The sequence below is a fragment of the Nonomuraea sp. NPDC005501 genome (genome assembly GCF_040605905.1).
Taxonomy (GTDB): Bacteria; Actinomycetota; Actinomycetes; order Streptosporangiales; family Streptosporangiaceae; genus Nonomuraea.
This window is the reverse complement of record NZ_JBEXDT010000130.1, coordinates 1-19,444: the sequence shown is the minus strand read 5'-3', so window position 1 is coordinate 19,444 and position 19,444 is coordinate 1. Positions and strand designations below refer to the sequence as shown.

The following is a 19,444-nucleotide window of genomic DNA, read 5'->3' as shown; positions in this document are numbered from 1 at the left end:
GCGCCCGGCCCGCGCGGCGCTGGTCACACCGGCCCACCAGTACCCGACGGGCGTGGTGCTGTCGCCCTGCAGGCGGGCCGCGCTCGTGGAGTGGGCGCAGGACGCCGACGCGATCGTGCTGGAGGACGACTACGACGCCGAGTTCCGCTTCGACCGCGACCCGGTGGGCTGCCTGCAGGGCCTCGCGCCCGACCGGGTGGTGCTGGCCGGCAGCGTCAGCAAGGCGCTGGCACCGGGGCTGCGGCTCGGCTGGGTGGTGGCCCCGCCATCGTTGGCGGGGGCGGTACGGCTGGCGCGGGGCGAGTTCGACCTGGGCTCGCCGGTGATCGAGCAGTACGCCCTGGCCGGCTTCCTGCGCACCGGCGGCTACGACCGGCACCTGCGCCGCATGCGCCGGGAGTACCGCCGCCGCAGGGACGCCCTGGTCAGGGCGCTGGCGGAGCACCTTCCCGAGGTCCGGGTCCGGGGCATCGAGGCGGGTCTGCACGCCTACCTCGACCTGCCGGCCGGCTGGGACGAGCACCAGGTGGTGGCGGCCGCCCGCGAGCTGGGCCTGGCCATGGAGGCCGTGGGCCCGATGCGCTTCACACCGGGCGGCCCGGCGGTGGCCGCGGGCTTCTCCCGGCTGCCGGCACACCGGGCGGAGCGGGCCGTACGAGGGCTGAAGGTCCGAATGTCAGGACAAACTATTGACTGAGGCGCGCGGGCTCGCCTACAAAGAGAGCGACCGTCACCTTGGAGGCGCCATGCGTGTGGGACTGCTGGGTCTGGGCCGGATCGGGGCCTTCCACGCCGAGACCCTGGCCGCGCACCCGCTGGTGGACGAGCTGATCGTGGCCGATCCCGTGCGGACGTCGCCGTACGGCAGGCCGGGCGACCCGTTCGAGGCCGACGCCGTGGTCATCGCCACCCCCACGGGCACGCACGCCGACCTGCTCCTGGAGGCGTGCCGCAGGGGCGTCCCCGCGTTCTGCGAGAAGCCGGTGGCGGGCGACGTCGAGCGGACCCTGGAGGTGCTCCGGGCGGCCCGCGGACACCGGGTGCGGATCGGCTTCCAGCGCAGGTTCGACCCCGGGTACGTGAGCGCGGCGACGGCGCTGCGCGGCGGCGAGCTGGGAGAGCTGCACCGGGTCCACCTGATCACCGCCGACCCGGCGCCGCCGCCCGCCGAGTACATCCCGCTGTCCGGCGGCATCTACCGCGACTGCCATATCCACGACTTCGACATCCTGCGCTGGGTGACCGGCCGCGAGGTCGCGACCGTCTACGCGACCGGCGCCAACCGGGGCGCCCCGTTCTTCGCCGCGGCGGGCGACGTGGACACCAGCGCGGCGCTGCTCACCCTCGACGACGGCACGCTCGCCACCGTGCAGGGCTCGCGCTACAACGGCGCCGGGTACGACGTGCGCATGGAGCTGGCCGGCAGCAAGGGCACACATGTCGTGGGGCTGAGCCCGCGGGCGCCGTTGCGCTCCTCGGAGGGGCTGGAGCCCTCGGAGGAGCCGTGGCCGGACTTCGTCGCCCGCTTCCGGCAGGCGTACGTCGACGAGATCGACGGCTTCCTGCGCGGCGACCCCCGCCTGTGCCCCATCGAGGACGCGCTGGAGGCCCTGTACGTCGCCGAGGCCGCGGAGCTGTCACGCCGCGAGCGCCGCCCGGTCGAGGTGGCCGAGGTGCGGCGCTGATCCCAGGCCGAAGCGCGCTAGGCCGGCGTCTTGACCGCGGGCTCGAAGCCCCGGGCCAGCACGATGATCACGCCCGCCAGCAGGAACGGCGCGGCGAACGCGATCCGCATGTCGAAGGAGTCGGCCAGGCCGCCCACCAGGGCCGCGCCGACGATGAAGCCCACGTAGTTGAACAGGTTGACCCGGGCGATGGCCACGCCCGTGCCCGCCGGGTCCAGCCGCCCCGCCGCCGAGAACGACTGCGGCGCCACCACGGACAGTCCCACGCCGGTCAGCCCGAACGCCACGATGGCCAGCGGCTGGCTCGGCGAGAGCACGATGCCGAGGAAGCCGAGCGTCGCGATCGCGCCGCCGATCCGCACGATGGCCGCCGGGCCGTACCTGCGCACCGCCAGGTCGCCGCCGAGCCGTACGGCCAGCGTCGTGGCCTGGTAGGCGGCGTAGGCCAGCGGTACCACGCCGGGGGTGGCGGCCAGGACGTCCTTCATGAAGACCGTGCTGAAGTTCGAGACCGCGGCGTCGCCGACGTACAGGAAGCCCATCGCCAGGCAGAGCGGGATGATCGGCCGCCACGGGAACCGGCCGCCGGCCGTCGCCTCCGTGTGCTCGACCTTCTCCTCCTCGACGGTGCAGAGCCTCGGCCCGGCGTAGAGCGAGGCCGCCACGGCCAGCACCATCGGCACGCTCATGACCACCGTGAGGTCGAGCCCGGCCGCGGCCGACGCCCACAGCGCGCCGAGCAGGCTGAACACGCTCCACACGCAGTGGAAGCCGTTCAGCACGGCCCTGCCGTACCGCCGCTCGACCGCCACGCCCTGCATGTTGATGCCCGCGTCCACCGCTCCGACCGCCAGCCCGAACAGCAGCAGCGCGACCAGCAGCAGCGGCACGCTCGGGGCGAGACCGGCGAGCACCACGGCGACGGCGACGGCCGGCTGCGCGGCCCGCAGCAGCGGCTTGCTGCCCAGACGCGCGGCGAACGAGCCGGCGGCGACGCTTCCGACGCCCGCGAAGACCGGTACGACGAGCAGGAGCAGGGTGAGCGTGCCCTCGTCGAGCTCATGCCGGTGCTGCAGGGCGGCGACCTGCGTCAGCAGGGTCGCGAACGACAGTCCCTGCACGGCGTAGGCGACGAACGTGGCGATGCGGGCCTGACGATCACGGGGGGTCGGCACGGCGGCCTCCAGGTGGGGGGTCAGCAAACGTGAGGCGCGGTCAGGTTAGCGCTCGACCGGCCCTTTCGCCAGGGCACACGCACCCAGAGCCACCACGGCGGCCACCTCCGTGACCGCCAGGCCGCGCTCCACCAGGCCGAGCGGCATCACCTGCCACCACGCCAGCCCGCCGCGCGCCCCCACCAGCACCACCGCGACGATCCCCGCCACCCACAACGCCGAGCCGAGACCGAAGCCGAAGGCCGCCAGCGCGGGGCCGCGCCGCCCGGTGTGCCGCCACGGGCGGGCGATGACCAGCGCCGCCACCGGCAGGCTCAGGAACGCCACCAGGCTCCCCACCCGGTGGATGCTGCCGCTCAGGCTCGGCCCGACGGACCAGTCGTGCTTGGGGAACCAGGCCGTCACCAGCAGTCCCGCGCTCCACGCCATCAGCGCCAGCGTGCCGAACACCCCCGCCAGCCGCGTGCGGGCCAGCGCGACACCGATGGCCGCCGACCCGGCCGCGAGCAGCGCCACGCCGAGGCCGAAGACCCAGCCGTAGGCGCCGAGGCCGTGCTCACTGATGGTCCTGCGCAGGGGGTTGATCTCGCCCAGCCCGGCGCCGACCACGTCCAGGCCGGCGATCACCACCACGCCGGCGCCCACCGCGCCGAGGCCCCATCCCGCCGCCTGCCGCACCAGCCACTCCCTCCGCGCCGCCGCGGGCTCCTCTGCGGGCGCTCTTCCGGTCGGCTCTTCCGGTCAACGGACCGGCCCACCGCCGGATTCCGTACCTCCGCACCGCATGACCGTCCTTCGCGCCGCATGAGCGTTTTTCGGGCCGCATGACTGATTTTCGGGCCGCATGACCGTCCTTCGGGCCGCATGACCGTACGAAACCGGGACTCGTACGGAGTCGTCACCTTGGCCGGACCGGCGGTGGCGAGCGAACGGGCCTTCCGCCGGATATCGTCGAGATGTGAACGAGCGCCCGGGAGCCTGGCTGCCCCGCCTGCAGGAGGTCGGCGAGCGACTGGCCGAGGAGTGGATCAGCGCCCGGCGTCCCGCCAGGCCCGACAACCCGCAGCCGCACGAGCTGCGCGCCTCCGACGACGACCGCGAGCGCATCGCGCAGGTCCTCCAGGACGCCCACGCCGACGGCCGGCTCGCGCTCGACGAGCTGGAGGAGCGGCTCGGCGTCGTCTACTCCGCGCGTACCCTCGGCGACCTCGCCGGCCTCACCGCCGACCTGCTGCCGGAGGAGGAGCAGCCGCTGCGGCTCGACGGCCGGCCGGTGTCGGCGTTCTTCAAGCAGGAGCAGCGCGGCGGCCGCTGGGTGGTGCCGGCCGAGCTGGACGTGACCGCCATGTTCGGCACCACCAAGCTCGACCTGCGCGACGCCATCCTGCAGAACCAGCGGATCGTCATCAACGCCACGCTCGTCTTCGGCGGGCTGGAGATCCACGTCCCGGAGGACCTGGAGGTCATCCGGGTGACCAAGGACAAGACCGTGCGGCTGACCAAGCAGCCCACCGAGCCCGGCGCGCCCGTGGTGGAGGTGCGCACCACCAACTTCGCCGGCGAGGTCAAGGTCAAGGAGCCGCCCCGCCGCAAGCGGCGCCGCTGACGCCGCCGGCTCCGGGGGGCGGCTCAGCCCGCGGTGTCGAAGTTGATCGCGCTGTACGCCCGGAGCTTCCAGAGCTGGTGCTCGCTGTCGACCTTGCGGATCGTGCCCGAGCGCCCGCGCATCACCAGCGAGCTGGTCATCGCCACGCCCTTGCTGAACCGCACGCCCTGCATCAGCTCGCCCTGCGTGATGCCCGTCGCGGCGAAGAACACGTCGTCGGAGCTGACCAGGTCGTTGGTGGTGAGCACCTGACCGAGGTCGTGCCCGGCGTCGATGGCCCGCTGCCGCTCGGCGTCGTCGCGCGGCCACAGCTTGCCCTGGATCACGCCGCCGAGGCACTTGAGCGCGCACGCCGCCACGATGCCCTCGGGGGTGCCGCCGATGCCCATCATCAGGTCGATGCCCGTGCCCACGCGGCCCGCCATGATGGCGCCGGCCACGTCGCCGTCCACGATGAACTTGATGCGCGCCCCGGTCTCCCGGATCTCCTTGACGAGCTGCTCGTGCCGGGGCCGGTCGAGCACCACCACCGTGACGTCGGAGGCCGAGCAGCCCTTGGCCCGCGCCACGGCCTGGATGTTGGCCGAGACCGGAGCCTCGATGTCCACCACGTCGGCCGCCTCCGGCCCGGTGACCAGCTTCTCCATGTAGAACACCGCCGACGGGTCGTACATCGAGCCGCGCTCGCTCACCGCGATCACCGACACCGCGTCGGGCATGCCGAGCGCCGTCAGCCGGGTGCCGTCGATGGGGTCGACCGCCACGTCGCACTCGGGGCCGCTGCCGTCGCCGACCTGCTCGCCGTTGAACAGCATGGGGGCGTCGTCCTTCTCGCCCTCGCCGATGACGACCACGCCGTTCATGGAGACCGTGTTGATCAGCTGGCGCATCGCGTTGACCGCGGCGCCGTCCGCCCCGTTCTTGTCACCCCGCCCGACCCAGCGGGCCGCGGCCATCGCGGCCGCCTCGGTGACGCGTACCAGCTCCAGTGCGAGGTTGCGGTCGGGGGCGTGCTCGCCCGTCGCCAGCGCTGGGGGTACGGACGTCTGATCGGACATGATGGCAGGCCCTCCTCGTGGACAACTGAGTCGATGGTAGTTGTCCATGTATCCCCGGACAGCGGAGGATAATGTGCCTGCCATGAGCAGCGATGTGGAACAGCCGGTCACAGCCCGCACCTCCGAGCGGGGCGCCGCCACGCGCACCGCGCTACTCAAGGCCGCCCGGGAGGTCTTCGTCTCCAAGGGCTTCGCCGAGGCGGGCGTCACCGACGTCGTGGGCCGGGCCGACGCCAGCGTGGGCAGCCTCTACCACCACTTCTCCGGCAAGGCCGACCTCTACCTCACGCTGTTCGAGGAGTTCCAGGCCAAGCAGGCCCAGCGCACCAGCCAGGCCGCCCGCGAGGCGCGCGCCGAGGGTGAGACCGACCCGATGCGGGTGTTCATCCGCGCCGCCCGCGCCTACCTCGACGGGTGCCTGGAGGAGCGGGAGGTGGCCGCGCTGTTCCTGCGCGGTGACGGGCCGCCCGGCTTCGAGGTGGTCATGCGCGACCGGCTGCGCAAGTGGGCGGAGCGCAACGCCGCCCTGTTCGACGACGACGAGGGAGCCCTGGTCGTGGTGGTCACCGGCGCGCTCGCGGCGGCGGTGTCGGAGGTGGTGCGCACCGGCGACCGGAAGCTCGCCGAGGACGTGCTCGCCATCATCGGGCAGATCCGACCGGCCGCTTCGGCGACCGGCACCACCAGCGGGTAATCTCGCGAAGTGTGCGACGGTTCACCGATGGGTTCTACGGCTACGCGGTAGCGCTGTTCGTCTGCCTGGGGGCGGCGGGCCTGTTCCTGCTGGTCGCCCCACAGAGCCGGCAGGAGCACATCCCGAGGCGCGAGTACACGATCACCGTCGCCAACTTCGGGCGCGCCGTGCCGTACCAGGTGTGGGCGCCGAGGCAGGACCCGGCCGGCTGGGTGCCCAACAGCAACCGCATCGCCAAGGGCGAGAACGGCGCGCAGGTCCTCTACCTCGGCTACGCCACGGCCGAGCGGGAGCACGCCATGCTGGCCCAGAGCGACGAGAAGCCGGCCGCCGGGTTCGCAAGCCGCATGGCCAACACCGACAAGGCGATCGGCACCCAGCAGGTGGCCGGGCAGCCGTGGGAGCGTCGCTTCCGCGAGGACAAGAAGCAGCGGTCGCTGGTCCGCGTGCTGCCGGACGTGACGCTGGTCGTCACGGGCACGGCCGACTGGCCCGAGCTGGGCGAGCTGGCCGCCACGCTCCAGCAGCGCCCGAAGGGTTGAGCGGCGGGTCTGGCACGCCCACGTCCCCGTGACCCTAGGGTGGTGACGTGGCAGACGAGAAGGCACCCTCATACGAGCAGGCCCGCGAGGAGCTGACCGAGGTGGTGCGCCGCCTGGAGACCGGCGGGCTCACCCTGGAGCAGTCGATCGAGCTCTGGGAGCGGGGAGAGAAGCTGGCCGCCATCTGCGAGGAGTGGTTGCAGGGGGCCAGGGTCAAGCTCGCCGCCGCGATGGCCCGCCGCACCGACGCGGGGGCGGCCCGCGACGACGACGCCCCCTTCTAGCCTTCCTCGTCCCCTGGCCTCCGGTCCTCGTGCCGGGTCAGGCGGGCTGGAGGTCCAGAGCGACGACGGGGATGCGGCGCTCGGTCTTGGCCTGGTACTCGGCGAAGCCCGGGGCGACCTCCACCATGCGCGCGTAGAGCCGGTCGCGCTCGTCGCCCTCCACGATCTCCGCCCTGGCCTGGTACGTCTCCGTGCCGATCTCGACCGTGACCGACGGGTTGGCCTCCAGGTTGAGGTACCAGGCGGGGTGGTGGTCGGCGCCCGCGTAGGACGCGATGACGACGATCCGCTCGCCGTCCTTGAGGTACATCACCGGCGAGGTGACCTGCTTGCCGCTCTTCCGGCCCGTGGTGGTCAGCAGCACCAGGTTGCCGCCCTCGAACATGCCGCCGACCTTCCCGCCGTTGGCGCGGAACTCCTCGATCACCTGCTGGTTGAAATCGTTGGCCATGACTGCGCTCCTTGTACCGAAAAGTCTCGCTTGAGTGGAGCACAGCCTAAGCGGAGAAAATTCCGGTTACAAGCCGGAGGTATGCTCGCGGCGTGTGCGGACGCGAGCTCCTCCCCGTGGTCGGGCAGCTCCAGCCCGAGCGCGCCGACGCTGCCCGCAACCGCCGGCGGATCATCGACGTGGCCGCCCGGCTCATCGCCGAGCGCGGCGCCCGGCAGCTCTCCCTGGACGAGGTCGCCCGCGAGGCAGGCGTCGGCGTGGGCACCGTCTACCGCCGCTTCGGCGACAGGACCGGACTGCTGTGGGCGCTCATCGACGAGCAGGAGCGGCGCTTCCAGGCCGCGTTCATGACCGGGCCGCCGCCGATGGGGCCCGGAGCGCCGCCTGCCGCGCGCGTCCGCGCCTTCCTGCGGGCGCTGGTGGACCGGATCGTGGCGCAGCAGGACATGTTCCTGCAGTTGGAGATCGGGCCGGCCAAGGGGCGGTTCAGCGGGCCGTACCGGATCCACCACACGCACCTGGCCGCGCTGGTCGCCCAGGCGTGTCCGGACCTCGACGCCGGGTTCCTCGCCGACGCGCTGCTGGCCCCGGCCAACGCCCACCTGATCCGCTTCCAGCTGGACGAGCGGGGCATGTCGGTCGAGGCCGTCAAGTCGGGATTCGACGCGCTGGTCGAAACCATTCTCCGTGCCGGCCCGTGCCCGCATGCGACGGACGGATAGCGGCGCGCGTCAGCTCGCGCCGGCGGGCGGCTTCGCGGTCCGGGGCTTGCGCGCCCTGGCCGGCTTGGGCGCGTCCGTGACGGCGCCGGGGGAGCCGTCCTCCTCCGGCGACAGGGTCTCCTCCGGCGACAGGGTCTCTTCCGGCGACACGGTTTCCTCCGGCGACAGGGCCCGGACCGTGAGCCGGTCGTCGGTGAGGCGGACCGTCAGCAGCGCCCCCGGGGAGACGTCCTTGGCCAGGCGCACCACGTCGCCCGAGGGGTGCTGGACGATGGCGTAGCCGCGTTCGAGCGTGGCGGCCGGCGACAGCGCCACGAGGCGGGCCCGCAGGTGCGACAGCGAGTCCTCGGCCCGGTCCAGCGAGCTCGCGAGCGAGCGCCGGGCCCGGTCGCGCAGCGCCTCGGCCTGCTCCGCCCGTCGTTCGAGCTCCCGTACCGGGTCGGCCAGCGACGGCCGTGAGCGGACCGACGTGAGCCACGACATCTCCCGGTCGAGCCAGCCGCCCACCACTCGCCGCCCGCGGTCGCGGAGCTGGCGCACCAGTGTGAGCTGCTCGCCGACGTCCGGCACCACTTTCTTCGCGGCGTCGGTGGGTGTTGAGGCCCGCACGTCGGCCACCAGGTCCAGCAGCGGACTGTCCTGCTCGTGCCCGATCGCGCTCACCACAGGGGTACGGCAGGCGGCCACGGCCCGTACCAGCGTCTCGTCCGAGAACGGCAGCAGGTCCTCCAGCGAGCCGCCCCCACGGGCGATGACGATCACTTCCACCGACGAGTCGGCGTCCAGCTTGCGCAGCGCCTCGGTGACCTCGCCCACCGCGTACGGGCCCTGGACGGCCACCTCCTCGACCTTGAAGCGCACGGCCGGCCAGCGGCGCCGGGAGTTCTCCAGCACGTCGCGCTCGGCCGCCGAGTCACGCCCGCAGATCAGCCCCACCGTGCCCGGCAGGAACGGCAGCCGCCGCTTCCGGTCGGCGTTGAACAGCCCCTCGGCGGCCAGCAACTGGCGCAGCCGCTCCAGCCGGGCCAGCAGCTCGCCCACGCCGACCGGCCTGATCTCCAGCGCGGTGAAGGCGAAGGACCCTCTGTTGACCCAGAAGTCGGGCTTGACGTGGACCACCACGCGGGCGCCGTCGGCCGGGCGCGGCACGGCCGCCTCGTACACGCCACGCGGAGCGGTGACCCGCGCGGACACGTTGGCCACCGGGTCGCGCAGCGTCAGGAACACCGTGCCGCCGCGCGCGCTCAGGTCGGTGATCTGGCCCTCGACCCACACCGTGCCCAGCTTGCCGATCCAGCCGCCCACCATCTGCAGGACGGTGCGGATCGGCAGCGGGGACTCGGGCGAGGTCTTCGTGCTCATGCCGGAAGACTACGGGGCCGTGGCGGCTATTCCCCGTCCTGGAGCTTGGCCAGCCGGTTCTCGAACATCCTGATCACCTCGGGCCGGGCGGCCGTGGCCTGCTCGTACGTCAGCAGACCGGTGATCTGCTCGGCCGACTTGCCGCGCATCCTGGCGCGCAGCGAGGCCACGGTCAGGTCCGCGTAGCCGGGGAGCGGCTCGGACGGGGACGCGGCGCCGGGCTCGATGCCGGCCACGGCCTCGGGGGTCGCGGCGGCGGCCTCCGCGAGCGCACCGGCGGGCGTGCCGGCAGGCTCGGCTGCCGGGGCGCTCTTGGCGGCCTTCGGCTTGGCCTGCGCCCGGGGCTTGGGGGTGCGCTTGGCGGCGGCGGGCTTCGCCGCGAGCTCGTCGGAGGGCTCGGCGGCGGGCTCGGCTTCGGCCTTCGGCTTGGCGGTGCGCCTGGTCGTGCTCTTCGGCTTCGCCTCAGCCTTGGGCTCGGCCTTGACCTCAGCCTTGGGCTCGACCTCAGCCTCGGCCTTGACCTCAGCCTTGGGCTCGACAGCCTTGGGCTCGACGTCGGGCTTCGTCTCCGCCTCCGCCTCGACCTCGGGCTCGGGCTCCGGCTTGACCTCGGCCTTGGGCTCGGTCTTGGCCTCGGGGGACGGCTCGGGCTCGACGCTGACCGGCTTGGCGGCCTCGGCGGGCTCCGCGCCCGCGGTGGGCTCGGCCGCGGCGGCCGGCTCAGGCGCGGCGGCGGGCTCCGGGGCGACGGCGGGCTCGGCGGTCGCGCTCTCCGGCCTGGTAACGGTCTCCGGCGCGGCCACGGACTCGGCCGTGACGGGCTCGGCCGTGACGGGCTCGGCCGCGACGGGCTCGGCCGTGACGGGCTCGGCCGCGGTGGGGGAGGTGGTGGTCTCGGCGGCCGGCTTGGCCGGGGCGAAGATGACCGGCTCGGGCTTGGCCTTGGCGGCGCCGTCGGCCTTCGCGCCGCCCTTCTCGGTGCCGCCCTTCTCGGTGCCGTTCTTCTCGGCGGCGCTCGACGGGCGCGGCGCGAAGATGACGGGCTCCTTGCGGGCGGGCCGCTCCTCCTCGGCCGGCGCGGCAACCTCACCGGCGACCGGGGCGCGCGTCTCGGCGTCCTCCTTCTCCCTGGAGCCCAGCCCCTTGATGGAGTTCTTCATCCGGTCCACCAGCAGCAACGCCTGCCCGGCGGCGCTCAACGTGGACTGGACGACGATGAGAGGAAGCTCCTTGGCCTTCTCCTTGTCGGTGACGGTCTTGGCGATGTTGCGTATCACGTCGCTGAGGGACATGACGTCTCCCTGGGAGGTCTGTATCGGAGGGCCAGTGTGGCAAACGGCGAGCGGGCGTGCACGCGCCGTCCTGCCCGTCCTCCACGTAGCATTACCAAGTATGGAGCCCAGTACTTCCCGCAGAGTCCTCGTAGCCAAGCCCCGTGGCTACTGTGCCGGCGTCGATCGGGCCGTGGTGGCGGTCGAGAAGGCTCTGGAGCAGTACGGCGCGCCCGTCTACGTCCGTAAGCAGATCGTCCACAACACCCACGTCGTCAAGACGCTGGAGGCCAAGGGCGCCATCTTCGTCGAGGAGACCGAGCAGGTGCCCGAGGGCGAGATCGTGGTGTTCTCCGCCCACGGCGTCTCCCCGGCCGTCCACGGCGAGGCGAAGCAGCGCGGCCTGCGCACCATCGACGCCACCTGCCCGCTGGTCACCAAGGTGCACAACGAGGCCAAGCGGTTCGCCGCCCAGGACTACGACATCCTGCTGATCGGCCACGAGGGCCACGAGGAGGTGGAGGGCACCTCCGGCGAGGCGCCCGACCACATCCAGCTCGTCGACGGCCTCGACTCGGTGGACAAGGTCCAGGTGAAGGACCCGGCCAAGCTGGTCTGGCTGTCGCAGACCACGCTGTCGGTCGACGAGACCACCGAGACGGTCTCCCGGCTCAAGGAGCGCTTCCCGACGCTGATCGACCCTCCGAGCGACGACATCTGCTACGCCACCCAGAACCGCCAGGTGGCCGTGAAGGAGATCGCCGCCGCCTCCGAGCTGGTCATCGTCGTCGGCTCCGACAACTCCTCCAACTCCAAGCGCCTGGTCGAGGTGGCCAAGGACCACGGCGCCGACGCCGCCTACCTGGTCGACAACGCCTCGCTCATCCGCGACGAGTGGCTGGAGGGCGTCACCACCGTCGGCGTGACGAGCGGTGCCTCGGTGCCCGAAGAGCTGGTGGACGAGGTGCTCGCGCACCTGGCCCGCCACGGCTTCGGCGACGTGGAGCAGGTCGAGTCGGTGCAGGAGAGCATGCGCTTCGCGCTGCCCCACGAGCTGCGCAAGGACCTGCGCGCCTCCTGAGCCCGGCTCCGAGCCCCTCCGCGAGCCGGTCCCGCGGGGGCCGATCCCGTAGATCGGCCCCGGTAGGTCGGCCCCGCGGGCCGGCCCGGCAAGCCGATCCTGCGGGTCAGTCCTCGGTCTGCGTGCGCGGCGAGCCGTAGACCCGGGGCTCGAAGTAGCCCTCCGGCTCGGGCGCGTACGCCTGCCGGCGGGACGGGCGGGCCGTCTCGGCGCCCGCCCGCAGCTCCTCGCGCAGCTCGCGCACGTTGTCGCGCAGCCCGCGCCGCAGCGCGACCCCGAGGACCACGGCCGAGCCCGCGAACAGCCAGGGCGCGCCCGCCGACAGCGACGTGTACAGCCCGAGGGCGAGCGACTGCGCCAGCGAGGCGGACCCGAGCGCGTGGACCAGCTCGACGACGAGCGTCGCCGCGAAGAACACCAGCGGCGGCGTCACCACCAGCGACAGCAGCTCACGCCGGTTGACCAGCAGCGCGCCGAGCAGGCTGGCGGCCACGAACACCACGCCGACCACGACCGGCAGGTCGAGCTGCCAGGCCACCGCGTAGGCGGCCACGGTGGCGGCCAGGGCGAGCACAATGGCGCCGCGGGCGGTCAGTCTGACGCCCGAACGCCTGCCCTTCTCACTCACTGGCCCCGCCCCCTTACTGCGATCCGTTGGCCAACTTACCGTTGACCGGGGAAATCAGAGACGGGGTTTCCAGCAGTTCGGGTGAGGCGAGGGGCCTCGGCAGCCCCTCCAGCATCGCGGGGGAGTCGAGGTCGCCGTCCACGACGCCCAGATCGTGTAGTTTGCGCGCGCTGACGAGCACCCGGCTCTCAAGGGATCCCACGGTCTTGTTGTACGCCTCGACGGCCCGGGTGAGGGACTTGCCCAAGGTATCGACGTTCCTTCCCAGCGAGGACAGCCGCTCGTACAGCTCCTTGCCCAGCTCGAACACGGCACGGGCGTTGTCGCTGAGCGCGGCCTGCTGCCAGGCGTAGTGCGCGGTGCGCAGCATCGTGATGAGCGTGGTCGGGGTGGCGATGTGCACCCGGCGGGTCATCGCGTACTCCAGCAGCGCGGGGTCGCGCTCCAGCGCGGGGGCGAGGAACGCCTCACCGGGGATGAACAGGACGACGAACTCCGGCGACGGGTTGAACGCCTGCCAGTAGGACTTGGCCGCCAGCCGGTCGACGTGCTCGCGGATGTGCCGGGCGTGAGCGTCGAGGCGTACGGAGGCCAGCGACTCGTCGGACGCCTCGGCGGCCTCCAGGTAGGCGGCCAGCGACACCTTCGAGTCGACGACGATGTTCTTGCCCCCGGCCAGCCGCACCACCATGTCGGGCCGCATCGCGCCCTCGGTGACCTGCTCGTCGAAGTCGCAGTGGCGCTGCATGCCGGCGATCTCGGCGACCCGGCGCAGTTGGAGCTCCCCCCACCGGCCGCGCGCCTCCGGACGTTGCAGGGCGCGCACGAGGGCCGTGGTCTGCGAGCGCAGCTCCTGGCTGCTCTGCCGGACGAACTCCATCTGCTTGGCCAGCTCGGCGCGGGCGGCCCGCTGCCCGGCCTCGGTGTCGCGCAGCTGCGCCTCGACGCGGGCGAGCGCGTCCTTCAGCGGCTCGACCAGGTGCTCGACCGCCTGCTTGCGCTGGTCGAGGTCGCCGGACGCCTCGGCGCGCGTGGCGGCGAGCCGCGTCTCGGCCAGCTCCAGGAACCGCAGGTTGTTGACGTCGAGGGCCCGCGACGACAGGGCCTGGAAGCGCTCCGTGAGCTGCTCCTCGACGTAGGCGAGCTTGTCGGCGGCGGTCCTGGCCCGCGCCTCCGCCTCGGCGATCCGCACCGCCGTTCTCGTACGGGCGACCAGGAAGCCGACGACGAGCCCGAGGGCGAGTCCGATGAGCAGCGAGACGACGTCCACCCACGGATGATGGCAGGATCGTCCGCGCTGATCCGCCAGACACGCTTGCGCGAGCCTTGACTGTCACGCAGAGTACCCACATGACTACAGGAATGCGTACGGCGGTGTCGCTCGCCGTGGCTGCCGTCGCGGTGGCGGGCGTGGTCGTCCTGGCGGGAACGGCGGTCCGCACGGGCGCGCCCGGCCCCGAGGCGGCCAGGCCGCCTCTCCGGTGGGTGCCGGGCGCCTGTGTCAGCGGCTCGGGTCACGGTTACGTCCTGACGCCGTGCAACGGGGGGCAGTACGAGGTGCTGGCGGTCGCCGCGGATCCGCCCGGCCACGGCGGCTGTCCCGACGACACCGACGACGTCGTGCGGATCGGCGACGGGCGCACGGCCTGCGTCCGCTCCTTCCTCGACCCGCACCTGGGCGCGCCGGGCGCCGGCGGCGGCGTGCTCAGGACCGGCGACTGCGTCACGCTCGACGGCCGCGAGCGGTCCTGCGCGGGACGCGGCTGGTACGGCAGGGCGCTGGCGATCGAGCCGGCGGCCGCCACCTGCCCCGCGGGCACGCTGGACACGGTCGGCACCGGCCCCGTGGCCTGCCTGGGCGCCGGTGGCCAGGTGCTCGACCGCGGCATGTGCGTGGCCCGGCCGCGTGACGACACGGTGAACCGCTCGGCGATCACCCGGGTGGGATGCCGCTCAGGCGACGCGTGGGCGCGGGTGACCTCGTTCGAGACCAGGCCGGGGAGTTGCCCGAAGGGCTCGCAGCGCTACCTGCGGGCGCCGGGGGCCTACCGTCCGGTGACCTGCCTGCGTCTCGTCAGCGAGTAAACTCGCTGGACGTGAGCGAGCGTAGCGAGGCAACCACCACCAGCAGCGGCCGGGGGCTCGTGCGGCCGGTTAAGGAGCACGCATGAGCCTGTCCATCGGCATCGTCGGCCTGCCCAACGTGGGCAAGTCCACGCTGTTCAACGCGCTGACCAAGACCGGCAACGCGCTGGCCGCCAACTACCCGTTCGCCACCATCGAGCCCAACGTGGGCATCGTCGGCGTGCCCGACGACCGGCTGCCCAAGCTGGCCGAGATCTTCGGCTCGGCCCGCGTGCTGCCCGCCAAGGTGGAGTTCGTCGACATCGCGGGCCTGGTCAAGGGGGCCTCCGAGGGGCAGGGCCGGGGCAACCAGTTCCTCGCCAACATCCGCGACACCGACGCCATCTGCCAGGTGATCCGGGTCTTCAACGACCCCGACGTGACGCACGTAGACGGCGAGATCTCGCCGAAGCGCGACATCGAGACGATCAACACCGAGCTGATCATGGCCGACCTGCAGACGGTCGAGAAGGCCATCCCGCGCCTGCAGAAGGAGGCGCGCAACAACAAGGACAAGAAGGCCTCCCTGGAGGCCGCCGAGGGCGCCCTGAAGGTCCTGGAGACCGGCAAGACCATCTTCGAGAGCGGGCTCGGCGGCGAGGAGCTGCGCGAGCTCCACCTGCTGACGGCCAAGCCGTTCCTGTACGTCTTCAACCTCGACGCCGACGAGCTGACCGACGCCGACCTGCGGGCGCAGCTCTCGGAGCTGGTCGCCCCGGCGGAGGCGGTGTTCCTCGACGCCAAGATCGAGTCGGAGCTGGTGGAGCTCGACGACGAGGAGGCGCTGGAGCTGCTCCAGTCGGTCGGCCAGGAGGAGTCGGGCCTGTCCCAGCTCGCCCGGGTCGGCTTCGAGACGCTCGGCCTGCAGACCTACCTCACGGCCGGGCCCAAGGAGACCAGGGCCTGGACGATCAAGAAGGGCGCCACTGCGCCCGAGGCGGCCGGGGTCATCCACACCGACTTCCAGCGCGGCTTCATCAAGGCCGAGGTCGTCTCGTTCGACGACCTGGTGGAGACCGGCTCGATCGCCAAGGCCCGCTCGCTGGGCAAGGCGCGCATCGAGGGCAAGGACTACGTCATGCGCGACGGCGACGTGGTGGAGTTCCGCTTCAACGTGTGATGGACCTCTCGGGCCTCTGCGGTCGTACGTGATGCGAGGTCCGATTTCCACCGGCGTCCCGCGCCCGGATCGGGGAGAGTCGTCCCGACTCGACCTCGATCCGGGAAAGCTGAGGACCAGCAAGAATGCACACGATCTCCGACCTGAAGGTGCTCTACTTCGGGACTCCGGTGGTGCTGATCGGCTCACGCAACGAGGACGGCTCGCCCAACCTGATGCCGATGTCGTCGGCCTGGTGGCTGGGCGACCACGCCATGCTGGGAGTGGGCAACAGCTCCCAGACCGCGGCCAACCTCGCCCGTGAGCGGGAGTGCGTGCTCAACCTCGTGCCGTCCACCCTCGTGGACGCCGTCGACCGGCTCGCGCTGCTGACCGCGAACCCGGCGATCTCCCCCCGCCGGGTGGAGCAGGGCTACCGGCACGAGCGCGGCAAGTTCGCGGTGGCGGGGCTGACCGAGCAGGCGGCCGACCTGGTGAAGGCGCCGCGGGTGCTGGAGTGCCCGGTGCAGCTCGAATGCGTCGTGGAGGAGGCCCACGCGTTCGGCGGCCCGGACGGGAACGCGACCGCCTTCCAGGTCAGGGTGGTGCGCGCGCACGTGGAGGAGGAGCTCATCATCCCCGGGACGCACTACGTGGACCCCGTCGGGTGGGACCCGCTGATCATGAAGTTCTGCGAGTTCTTCGGCGGCGGTTCCAATCTGCGGCCGTCGCGCCTGGCTGAGGGCTGGCAGATGCCGCACCAGCTGGAACGGGCGGGGAGCGGCATGCTCGGCTGACGGCTCGGTTCCTGGGAGGACTGCGGCTCCTGGAAGGACTCGTGGTCATGGAAAGATGAGACGTCAACCACATGGGGCACCTGCGCGTCGAATCGTCACGGCGTTCACGCTGACTCGGGAGGGCCCTCATGATCCGTCGCATCATCCGGAAACGACGTCCCGCACCCTCGCTCACGGGCATCACCCTTGAGGAGGAGCTCGCCCTGCTCAGGGTGGAGCTCATGTACGGCCTGCGCGTCAACCGCGAGGCGTACCTGCGCAGGAAGGCGGACGAGCGGGAGGAGCTGGCCGTGCGGATGCGCGATCGCGACGCCACCGCCATGCTCGCCGAGCTGCGGGGCACGCTGGAGCGCACGGTGCCCCGCCGTGACCTGCCCGCCCCGGCGGGAGACCACCTGCGCGCCCTGCGCGGCATCTCCTCCCCGGGCGACCACGAGCGGGCCTGAGGCGGCCCGCGTCCACGCGGGTCCCGTGAATCGATCTGAGGCGGCCCGCGTCCACGCGGGTCCCGTGAATCGGTCTGAGGCGGCCCGGTGTGAGGCGCTCGGCGTGTGCGCGGGGAGCACCGGGAGCCCGCCTGACCACCCTGGCGTGTACGCGGAGCGCGTAACGCCATCCTGGTGACCACCTGTCGCTCGGCAGCGGCGGTCACCGTGCCGCACGCCCGTCGGGGCGTGCGGCTGGGCGTCTTATACCAAATGCGCAGGTCGCGACAGTCCCTACGCCCTTTGGACAGGAACCTCTGGCCACCGGGTAATGCGACAGAAGGTGTCTGGCCTGGTCAAAAGCCTATTCCGGACGTTTGCCGCAAGAACCAACACTCCGGCGTGTCATGCGTACTCGGTTTGCCCCCGGGCGGCGATGCCTGCAGCATGGGCGTGGCTTTCCTGGAACAATGGCGGAGACCGGATAGGGTGACTGCTTCACCACGGATGATGGGGATCGGCAACGGACGACACCGCGCCAGCCGGGGGGATTGGCGCGAGCGGAGGCGTGATGGCTCGTAGGTCAACCGTCCAGCACGGTCCTCGGATCGCTGGCGACCCCGAGCTTTCGGCACGCCCGGATCTCGCCGACTACGATCCGCCGCCCTCGCGGCGGCCCCGTCGCGGGCGCTGGTCGGGTGGTGGCGGACGCTGGCTGGTCTGGATGGGCCGCGCCATTCTCTGGGCGCTTATCGTGGTAATCGTGGTCAATGGGGTCCGTGCACCATTTGAGCGATTCACCCAGGAAAACGCCCCTGCTCCGAATGCGGTGACCGAGACCGGCAACGGATTCCCGACCCAGCGTGGCATGGCGTTCGCCGCCCAGTTCGCGGGCGTCTATCTGAATTTCAGTCCCGCCGACGCCACGAGCAGGCAGGGCAAACTCGCCGCGTTCCTGGCCGAGGGCATGGCGCCCCAGCTCGGCTGGGACGGCAACGGCAAGTTCGCCGCCGTCGCCATCCAGCCGTACGACATCCAGGCCAGCGACGCCAGCAACGCCGTCGTCGCGGTCGCCTTCCAGTCGGGCACGCGCAGGATGCTGCTGTCCGTGCCGATCTACTACTCCGGCGACGACGCCGGCGGCAGGTTCGTCGTCTCGGGCAGGCCGGCGATCCTGCCCGCGCCCGCGCCCGCCGACCTTCCGCAGGTCGCCGCGGCCGAGACCGACGACGTCGCGGAGGCCGAGCTCAAGCCCCAGCTGGAGGGCTTCTTCAAGAGCTACGCCTCAGGGGACACCGAGGGGTTGCAGCGTTATCTCGCCGTCGGCACGACCCTGCCGAGCTTCGGTGGCGCGTTCACCTTCGGCGGGTTGCAGGAGCTCGTGGTGCCTGTGGGGGGTGCCACCCGAGAGGTCGAGGCAGTGGTGGTGTGGGTCGTGCCCGGCGCCACACCGACGGCCGAACCCACGGCCGACACGAGCGCGGCGGCCGGCCGCATCGAGCAGGGCTACCGCCTCACCGTCGAGAAGCAGGGCGACAAGTGGTACGTCAAGGACATCCGCGGCGCCGGTCGGGCCGTTGGATAGACGCACGACCGCGCTGCTGATCGGCACCCCCCGGGAGGACAAGAAGTGATCTTGAAAACCATAGTGCTCAACCTGATCGAGATGACGCCGTCGCCCGCTCCGACCGGCGTCAACACCGAAGGGCTCGCCGACTTCCTGCGAGCCTTCTTCGCCCCGCTTTTCCTCGTCGTCGTGTCGGTGGTCGCGCTGTTCTTCCTCTTCACCCGCGAGATCACCCGGTTCGTACAGTTCCTGATCCTGGCCGTGGCCATCGGCGTGATCTTCTACGTGCCCAACATCATCGAGGTGACGGCCAAGGCGATCGCGGGTGCCCTAGGCATCAAGTAAAGGATTGAGACCGCTCCATGGCGGTCATGAACGAGCGGGTGGAGAGGAGGACCGCGTGGACCTGCCCACGTACACGAATATCTGGCGCATCGAGAAGCGGCTCTACAAGCTGTACGACCTACGGCTGCCGATGCCGCTGCCCATTGTCTGGATAGGCGTGTTCGTCGGAGTGTTCGTGCCGTGGTCGCTCCTGCTGGTGCTCGTCGGCGTCCCCGTGGCGATGCCGTGGCACGTGCTGTTCCTGGTGCCGCCGGGCATCGTCACCTGGCTGTCCACCCGTCCCGTCATCGAGGGCAAGCGCCTGACCGAGCTGCTGGAGTCGCAGCTGCGCTACCTCGGGCAGCCGCGCGCCTGGTACCGCCTGGCGCCGATGTCCGAGCCCGAGGCGATCACCTTCTCCGGCCGCGTCTGGCACACCGCGCCCGTCCCGGTACGCGTGAAGAAGGCGCGCAAGGCGCGCGCCGCCCAGCGCGGGTCCCGGGTCGTCGAGGCGCCCGCCGGGCCGCGCGCGGTGCGTCCCGCCGTCGC

General features: G+C 72.0%; 23 protein-coding genes. 15 read left to right on the top strand and 8 right to left on the bottom strand.

Features of this window, described 5'->3' with window-relative positions; all coding sequences use genetic code 11:
• On the top strand, positions 1-697 hold a 697-nt coding region (locus tag ABZS51_RS38680; protein ID WP_355452132.1), incomplete at its 5' end, for a PLP-dependent aminotransferase family protein.
• A gap of 49 nt (positions 698-746) precedes the next feature.
• Positions 747-1,685 carry a Gfo/Idh/MocA family oxidoreductase gene (locus ABZS51_RS38675; protein ID WP_355452130.1) on the top strand — a complete coding sequence of 313 codons (939 nt, stop codon included), beginning with the start codon at positions 747-749 and terminating at the stop codon, positions 1,683-1,685.
• A 17-nt stretch (positions 1,686-1,702) separates the two neighbouring features.
• Here the strand turns inward: ABZS51_RS38675 and ABZS51_RS38670 are convergent, their stop codons facing one another.
• Both ABZS51_RS38670 and ABZS51_RS38665 read right to left on the bottom strand, forming a co-directional pair.
• Positions 1,703-2,860: an MFS transporter gene (locus tag ABZS51_RS38670; protein WP_355452127.1), complete on the bottom strand. Its 1,158-nt coding sequence runs from the start codon at positions 2,858-2,860 to the stop codon at positions 1,703-1,705.
• Between the two features lie 45 nt (positions 2,861-2,905).
• A complete protein-coding gene (locus tag ABZS51_RS38665; RefSeq protein ID WP_355452124.1) occupies positions 2,906-3,538 on the bottom strand; it encodes a DUF998 domain-containing protein in 633 nt (210 codons plus the stop codon).
• 280 nt (positions 3,539-3,818) lie between these two features.
• Between ABZS51_RS38665 and ABZS51_RS38660 the strand changes: the two genes are divergently transcribed.
• Positions 3,819-4,466: a DUF1707 domain-containing protein gene (locus ABZS51_RS38660; RefSeq protein WP_310709744.1), complete on the top strand. Its 648-nt coding sequence runs from the start codon at positions 3,819-3,821 to the stop codon at positions 4,464-4,466.
• A 23-nt stretch (positions 4,467-4,489) separates the two neighbouring features.
• Here the strand turns inward: ABZS51_RS38660 and glpX are convergent, their stop codons facing one another.
• Positions 4,490-5,524 (bottom strand): class II fructose-bisphosphatase, encoded by a 1,035-nt coding sequence (gene glpX, locus ABZS51_RS38655; RefSeq protein ID WP_355452121.1) that lies wholly within the window; start codon positions 5,522-5,524, stop codon positions 4,490-4,492.
• 82 nt (positions 5,525-5,606) lie between these two features.
• On the opposite strand from glpX, the gene ABZS51_RS38650 reads away from it, so the two are divergent.
• From ABZS51_RS38650 to ABZS51_RS38640, 3 genes are read left to right on the top strand one after another with little or no spacing between them, the layout of a single operon-like run.
• Positions 5,607-6,218, top strand: coding sequence for a TetR/AcrR family transcriptional regulator (locus tag ABZS51_RS38650; RefSeq protein ID WP_355452118.1), 612 nt, complete (start codon positions 5,607-5,609; stop codon positions 6,216-6,218).
• 11 nt (positions 6,219-6,229) lie between these two features.
• Entirely contained in the window at positions 6,230-6,760 is a 531-nt protein-coding gene (locus tag ABZS51_RS38645) for a DUF4245 domain-containing protein (protein WP_355452115.1), read from the top strand.
• 47 nt (positions 6,761-6,807) lie between these two features.
• Complete coding sequence (locus ABZS51_RS38640; RefSeq protein ID WP_310709748.1) at positions 6,808-7,044, top strand: exodeoxyribonuclease VII small subunit; 237 nt, start codon at positions 6,808-6,810, stop codon at positions 7,042-7,044.
• Positions 7,045-7,081: 37 nt separating this feature from the next.
• Here ABZS51_RS38640 and ABZS51_RS38635 read toward each other — a convergent pair whose 3' ends face one another.
• A complete protein-coding gene (locus ABZS51_RS38635; RefSeq protein ID WP_355452112.1) occupies positions 7,082-7,495 on the bottom strand; it encodes a nitroreductase family deazaflavin-dependent oxidoreductase in 414 nt (137 codons plus the stop codon).
• A gap of 92 nt (positions 7,496-7,587) precedes the next feature.
• Between ABZS51_RS38635 and ABZS51_RS38630 the strand changes: the two genes are divergently transcribed.
• Complete coding sequence (locus ABZS51_RS38630; RefSeq protein ID WP_355452109.1) at positions 7,588-8,217, top strand: helix-turn-helix domain-containing protein; 630 nt, start codon at positions 7,588-7,590, stop codon at positions 8,215-8,217.
• Positions 8,218-8,226: 9 nt separating this feature from the next.
• On the opposite strand, the gene xseA is transcribed toward ABZS51_RS38630, so the two are convergent.
• Positions 8,227-9,579, bottom strand: a complete 1,353-nt coding sequence (gene xseA, locus ABZS51_RS38625; RefSeq protein ID WP_355452106.1) for an exodeoxyribonuclease VII large subunit — start codon at positions 9,577-9,579, stop codon at positions 8,227-8,229.
• A gap of 26 nt (positions 9,580-9,605) precedes the next feature.
• Complete coding sequence (locus tag ABZS51_RS38620; protein ID WP_355452103.1) at positions 9,606-10,871, bottom strand: hypothetical protein; 1,266 nt, start codon at positions 10,869-10,871, stop codon at positions 9,606-9,608.
• Between the two features lie 100 nt (positions 10,872-10,971).
• Here ABZS51_RS38620 and ABZS51_RS38615 point away from each other — a divergent pair, with 100 nt between their 5' ends.
• Complete coding sequence (locus ABZS51_RS38615; RefSeq protein ID WP_355452100.1) at positions 10,972-11,931, top strand: 4-hydroxy-3-methylbut-2-enyl diphosphate reductase; 960 nt, start codon at positions 10,972-10,974, stop codon at positions 11,929-11,931.
• A gap of 106 nt (positions 11,932-12,037) precedes the next feature.
• Here the strand turns inward: ABZS51_RS38615 and ABZS51_RS38610 are convergent, their stop codons facing one another.
• Positions 12,038-12,559 (bottom strand): DUF6542 domain-containing protein, encoded by a 522-nt coding sequence (locus ABZS51_RS38610; protein WP_310709754.1) that lies wholly within the window; start codon positions 12,557-12,559, stop codon positions 12,038-12,040.
• A 13-nt stretch (positions 12,560-12,572) separates the two neighbouring features.
• Entirely contained in the window at positions 12,573-13,829 is a 1,257-nt protein-coding gene (locus ABZS51_RS38605) for a DNA recombination protein RmuC (protein ID WP_310709755.1), read from the bottom strand.
• A gap of 80 nt (positions 13,830-13,909) precedes the next feature.
• On the opposite strand from ABZS51_RS38605, the gene ABZS51_RS38600 reads away from it, so the two are divergent.
• From ABZS51_RS38600 to ABZS51_RS38570, 7 genes are all read left to right on the top strand, one after another.
• Positions 13,910-14,644, top strand: coding sequence for a hypothetical protein (locus ABZS51_RS38600; RefSeq protein WP_355452096.1), 735 nt, complete (start codon positions 13,910-13,912; stop codon positions 14,642-14,644).
• A gap of 82 nt (positions 14,645-14,726) precedes the next feature.
• A complete protein-coding gene (ychF, locus tag ABZS51_RS38595; protein WP_310709757.1) occupies positions 14,727-15,803 on the top strand; it encodes a redox-regulated ATPase YchF in 1,077 nt (358 codons plus the stop codon).
• A 125-nt stretch (positions 15,804-15,928) separates the two neighbouring features.
• Entirely contained in the window at positions 15,929-16,579 is a 651-nt protein-coding gene (locus ABZS51_RS38590; protein WP_355452091.1) for a flavin reductase family protein, read from the top strand.
• Positions 16,580-16,707: 128 nt separating this feature from the next.
• A complete protein-coding gene (locus ABZS51_RS38585) occupies positions 16,708-17,025 on the top strand; it encodes a hypothetical protein (protein WP_355452088.1) in 318 nt (105 codons plus the stop codon).
• A gap of 847 nt (positions 17,026-17,872) precedes the next feature.
• Positions 17,873-18,589, top strand: a complete 717-nt coding sequence (locus tag ABZS51_RS38580) for a conjugal transfer protein (RefSeq protein ID WP_355452085.1) — start codon at positions 17,873-17,875, stop codon at positions 18,587-18,589.
• Between the two features lie 81 nt (positions 18,590-18,670).
• Positions 18,671-18,916 (top strand): hypothetical protein, encoded by a 246-nt coding sequence (locus tag ABZS51_RS38575; RefSeq protein ID WP_205303807.1) that lies wholly within the window; start codon positions 18,671-18,673, stop codon positions 18,914-18,916.
• 55 nt (positions 18,917-18,971) lie between these two features.
• On the top strand, positions 18,972-19,444 hold a 473-nt coding region (locus tag ABZS51_RS38570; protein ID WP_355452082.1), incomplete at its 3' end, for a conjugal transfer protein.

What these genes read in the sequence shown, in the direction of transcription:
- ABZS51_RS38580 (WP_355452085.1), top strand. Translation starts at nt 17,873, where the DNA reads ATGGCGTTCGCCGCCCAGTTCGCGGGCGTCTATCTGAATTTCAGTCCC.
- ABZS51_RS38675 (WP_355452130.1), top strand. Translation starts at nt 747, where the DNA reads ATGCGTGTGGGACTGCTGGGTCTGGGCCGGATCGGGGCCTTCCACGCC.
- ABZS51_RS38600 (WP_355452096.1), top strand. Translation starts at nt 13,910, where the DNA reads ATGACTACAGGAATGCGTACGGCGGTGTCGCTCGCCGTGGCTGCCGTC.
- glpX (WP_355452121.1), bottom strand. Translation starts at nt 5,524, where the DNA reads ATGTCCGATCAGACGTCCGTACCCCCAGCGCTGGCGACGGGCGAGCAC.
- ABZS51_RS38615 (WP_355452100.1), top strand. Translation starts at nt 10,972, where the DNA reads ATGGAGCCCAGTACTTCCCGCAGAGTCCTCGTAGCCAAGCCCCGTGGC.
- ABZS51_RS38620 (WP_355452103.1), bottom strand. Translation starts at nt 10,871, where the DNA reads ATGTCCCTCAGCGACGTGATACGCAACATCGCCAAGACCGTCACCGAC.
- ychF (WP_310709757.1), top strand. Translation starts at nt 14,727, where the DNA reads ATGAGCCTGTCCATCGGCATCGTCGGCCTGCCCAACGTGGGCAAGTCC.
- ABZS51_RS38650 (WP_355452118.1), top strand. Translation starts at nt 5,607, where the DNA reads ATGAGCAGCGATGTGGAACAGCCGGTCACAGCCCGCACCTCCGAGCGG.
- ABZS51_RS38575 (WP_205303807.1), top strand. Translation starts at nt 18,671, where the DNA reads ATGACGCCGTCGCCCGCTCCGACCGGCGTCAACACCGAAGGGCTCGCC.
- ABZS51_RS38590 (WP_355452091.1), top strand. Translation starts at nt 15,929, where the DNA reads ATGCACACGATCTCCGACCTGAAGGTGCTCTACTTCGGGACTCCGGTG.
- ABZS51_RS38635 (WP_355452112.1), bottom strand. Translation starts at nt 7,495, where the DNA reads ATGGCCAACGATTTCAACCAGCAGGTGATCGAGGAGTTCCGCGCCAAC.
- ABZS51_RS38585 (WP_355452088.1), top strand. Translation starts at nt 16,708, where the DNA reads ATGATCCGTCGCATCATCCGGAAACGACGTCCCGCACCCTCGCTCACG.
- xseA (WP_355452106.1), bottom strand. Translation starts at nt 9,579, where the DNA reads ATGAGCACGAAGACCTCGCCCGAGTCCCCGCTGCCGATCCGCACCGTC.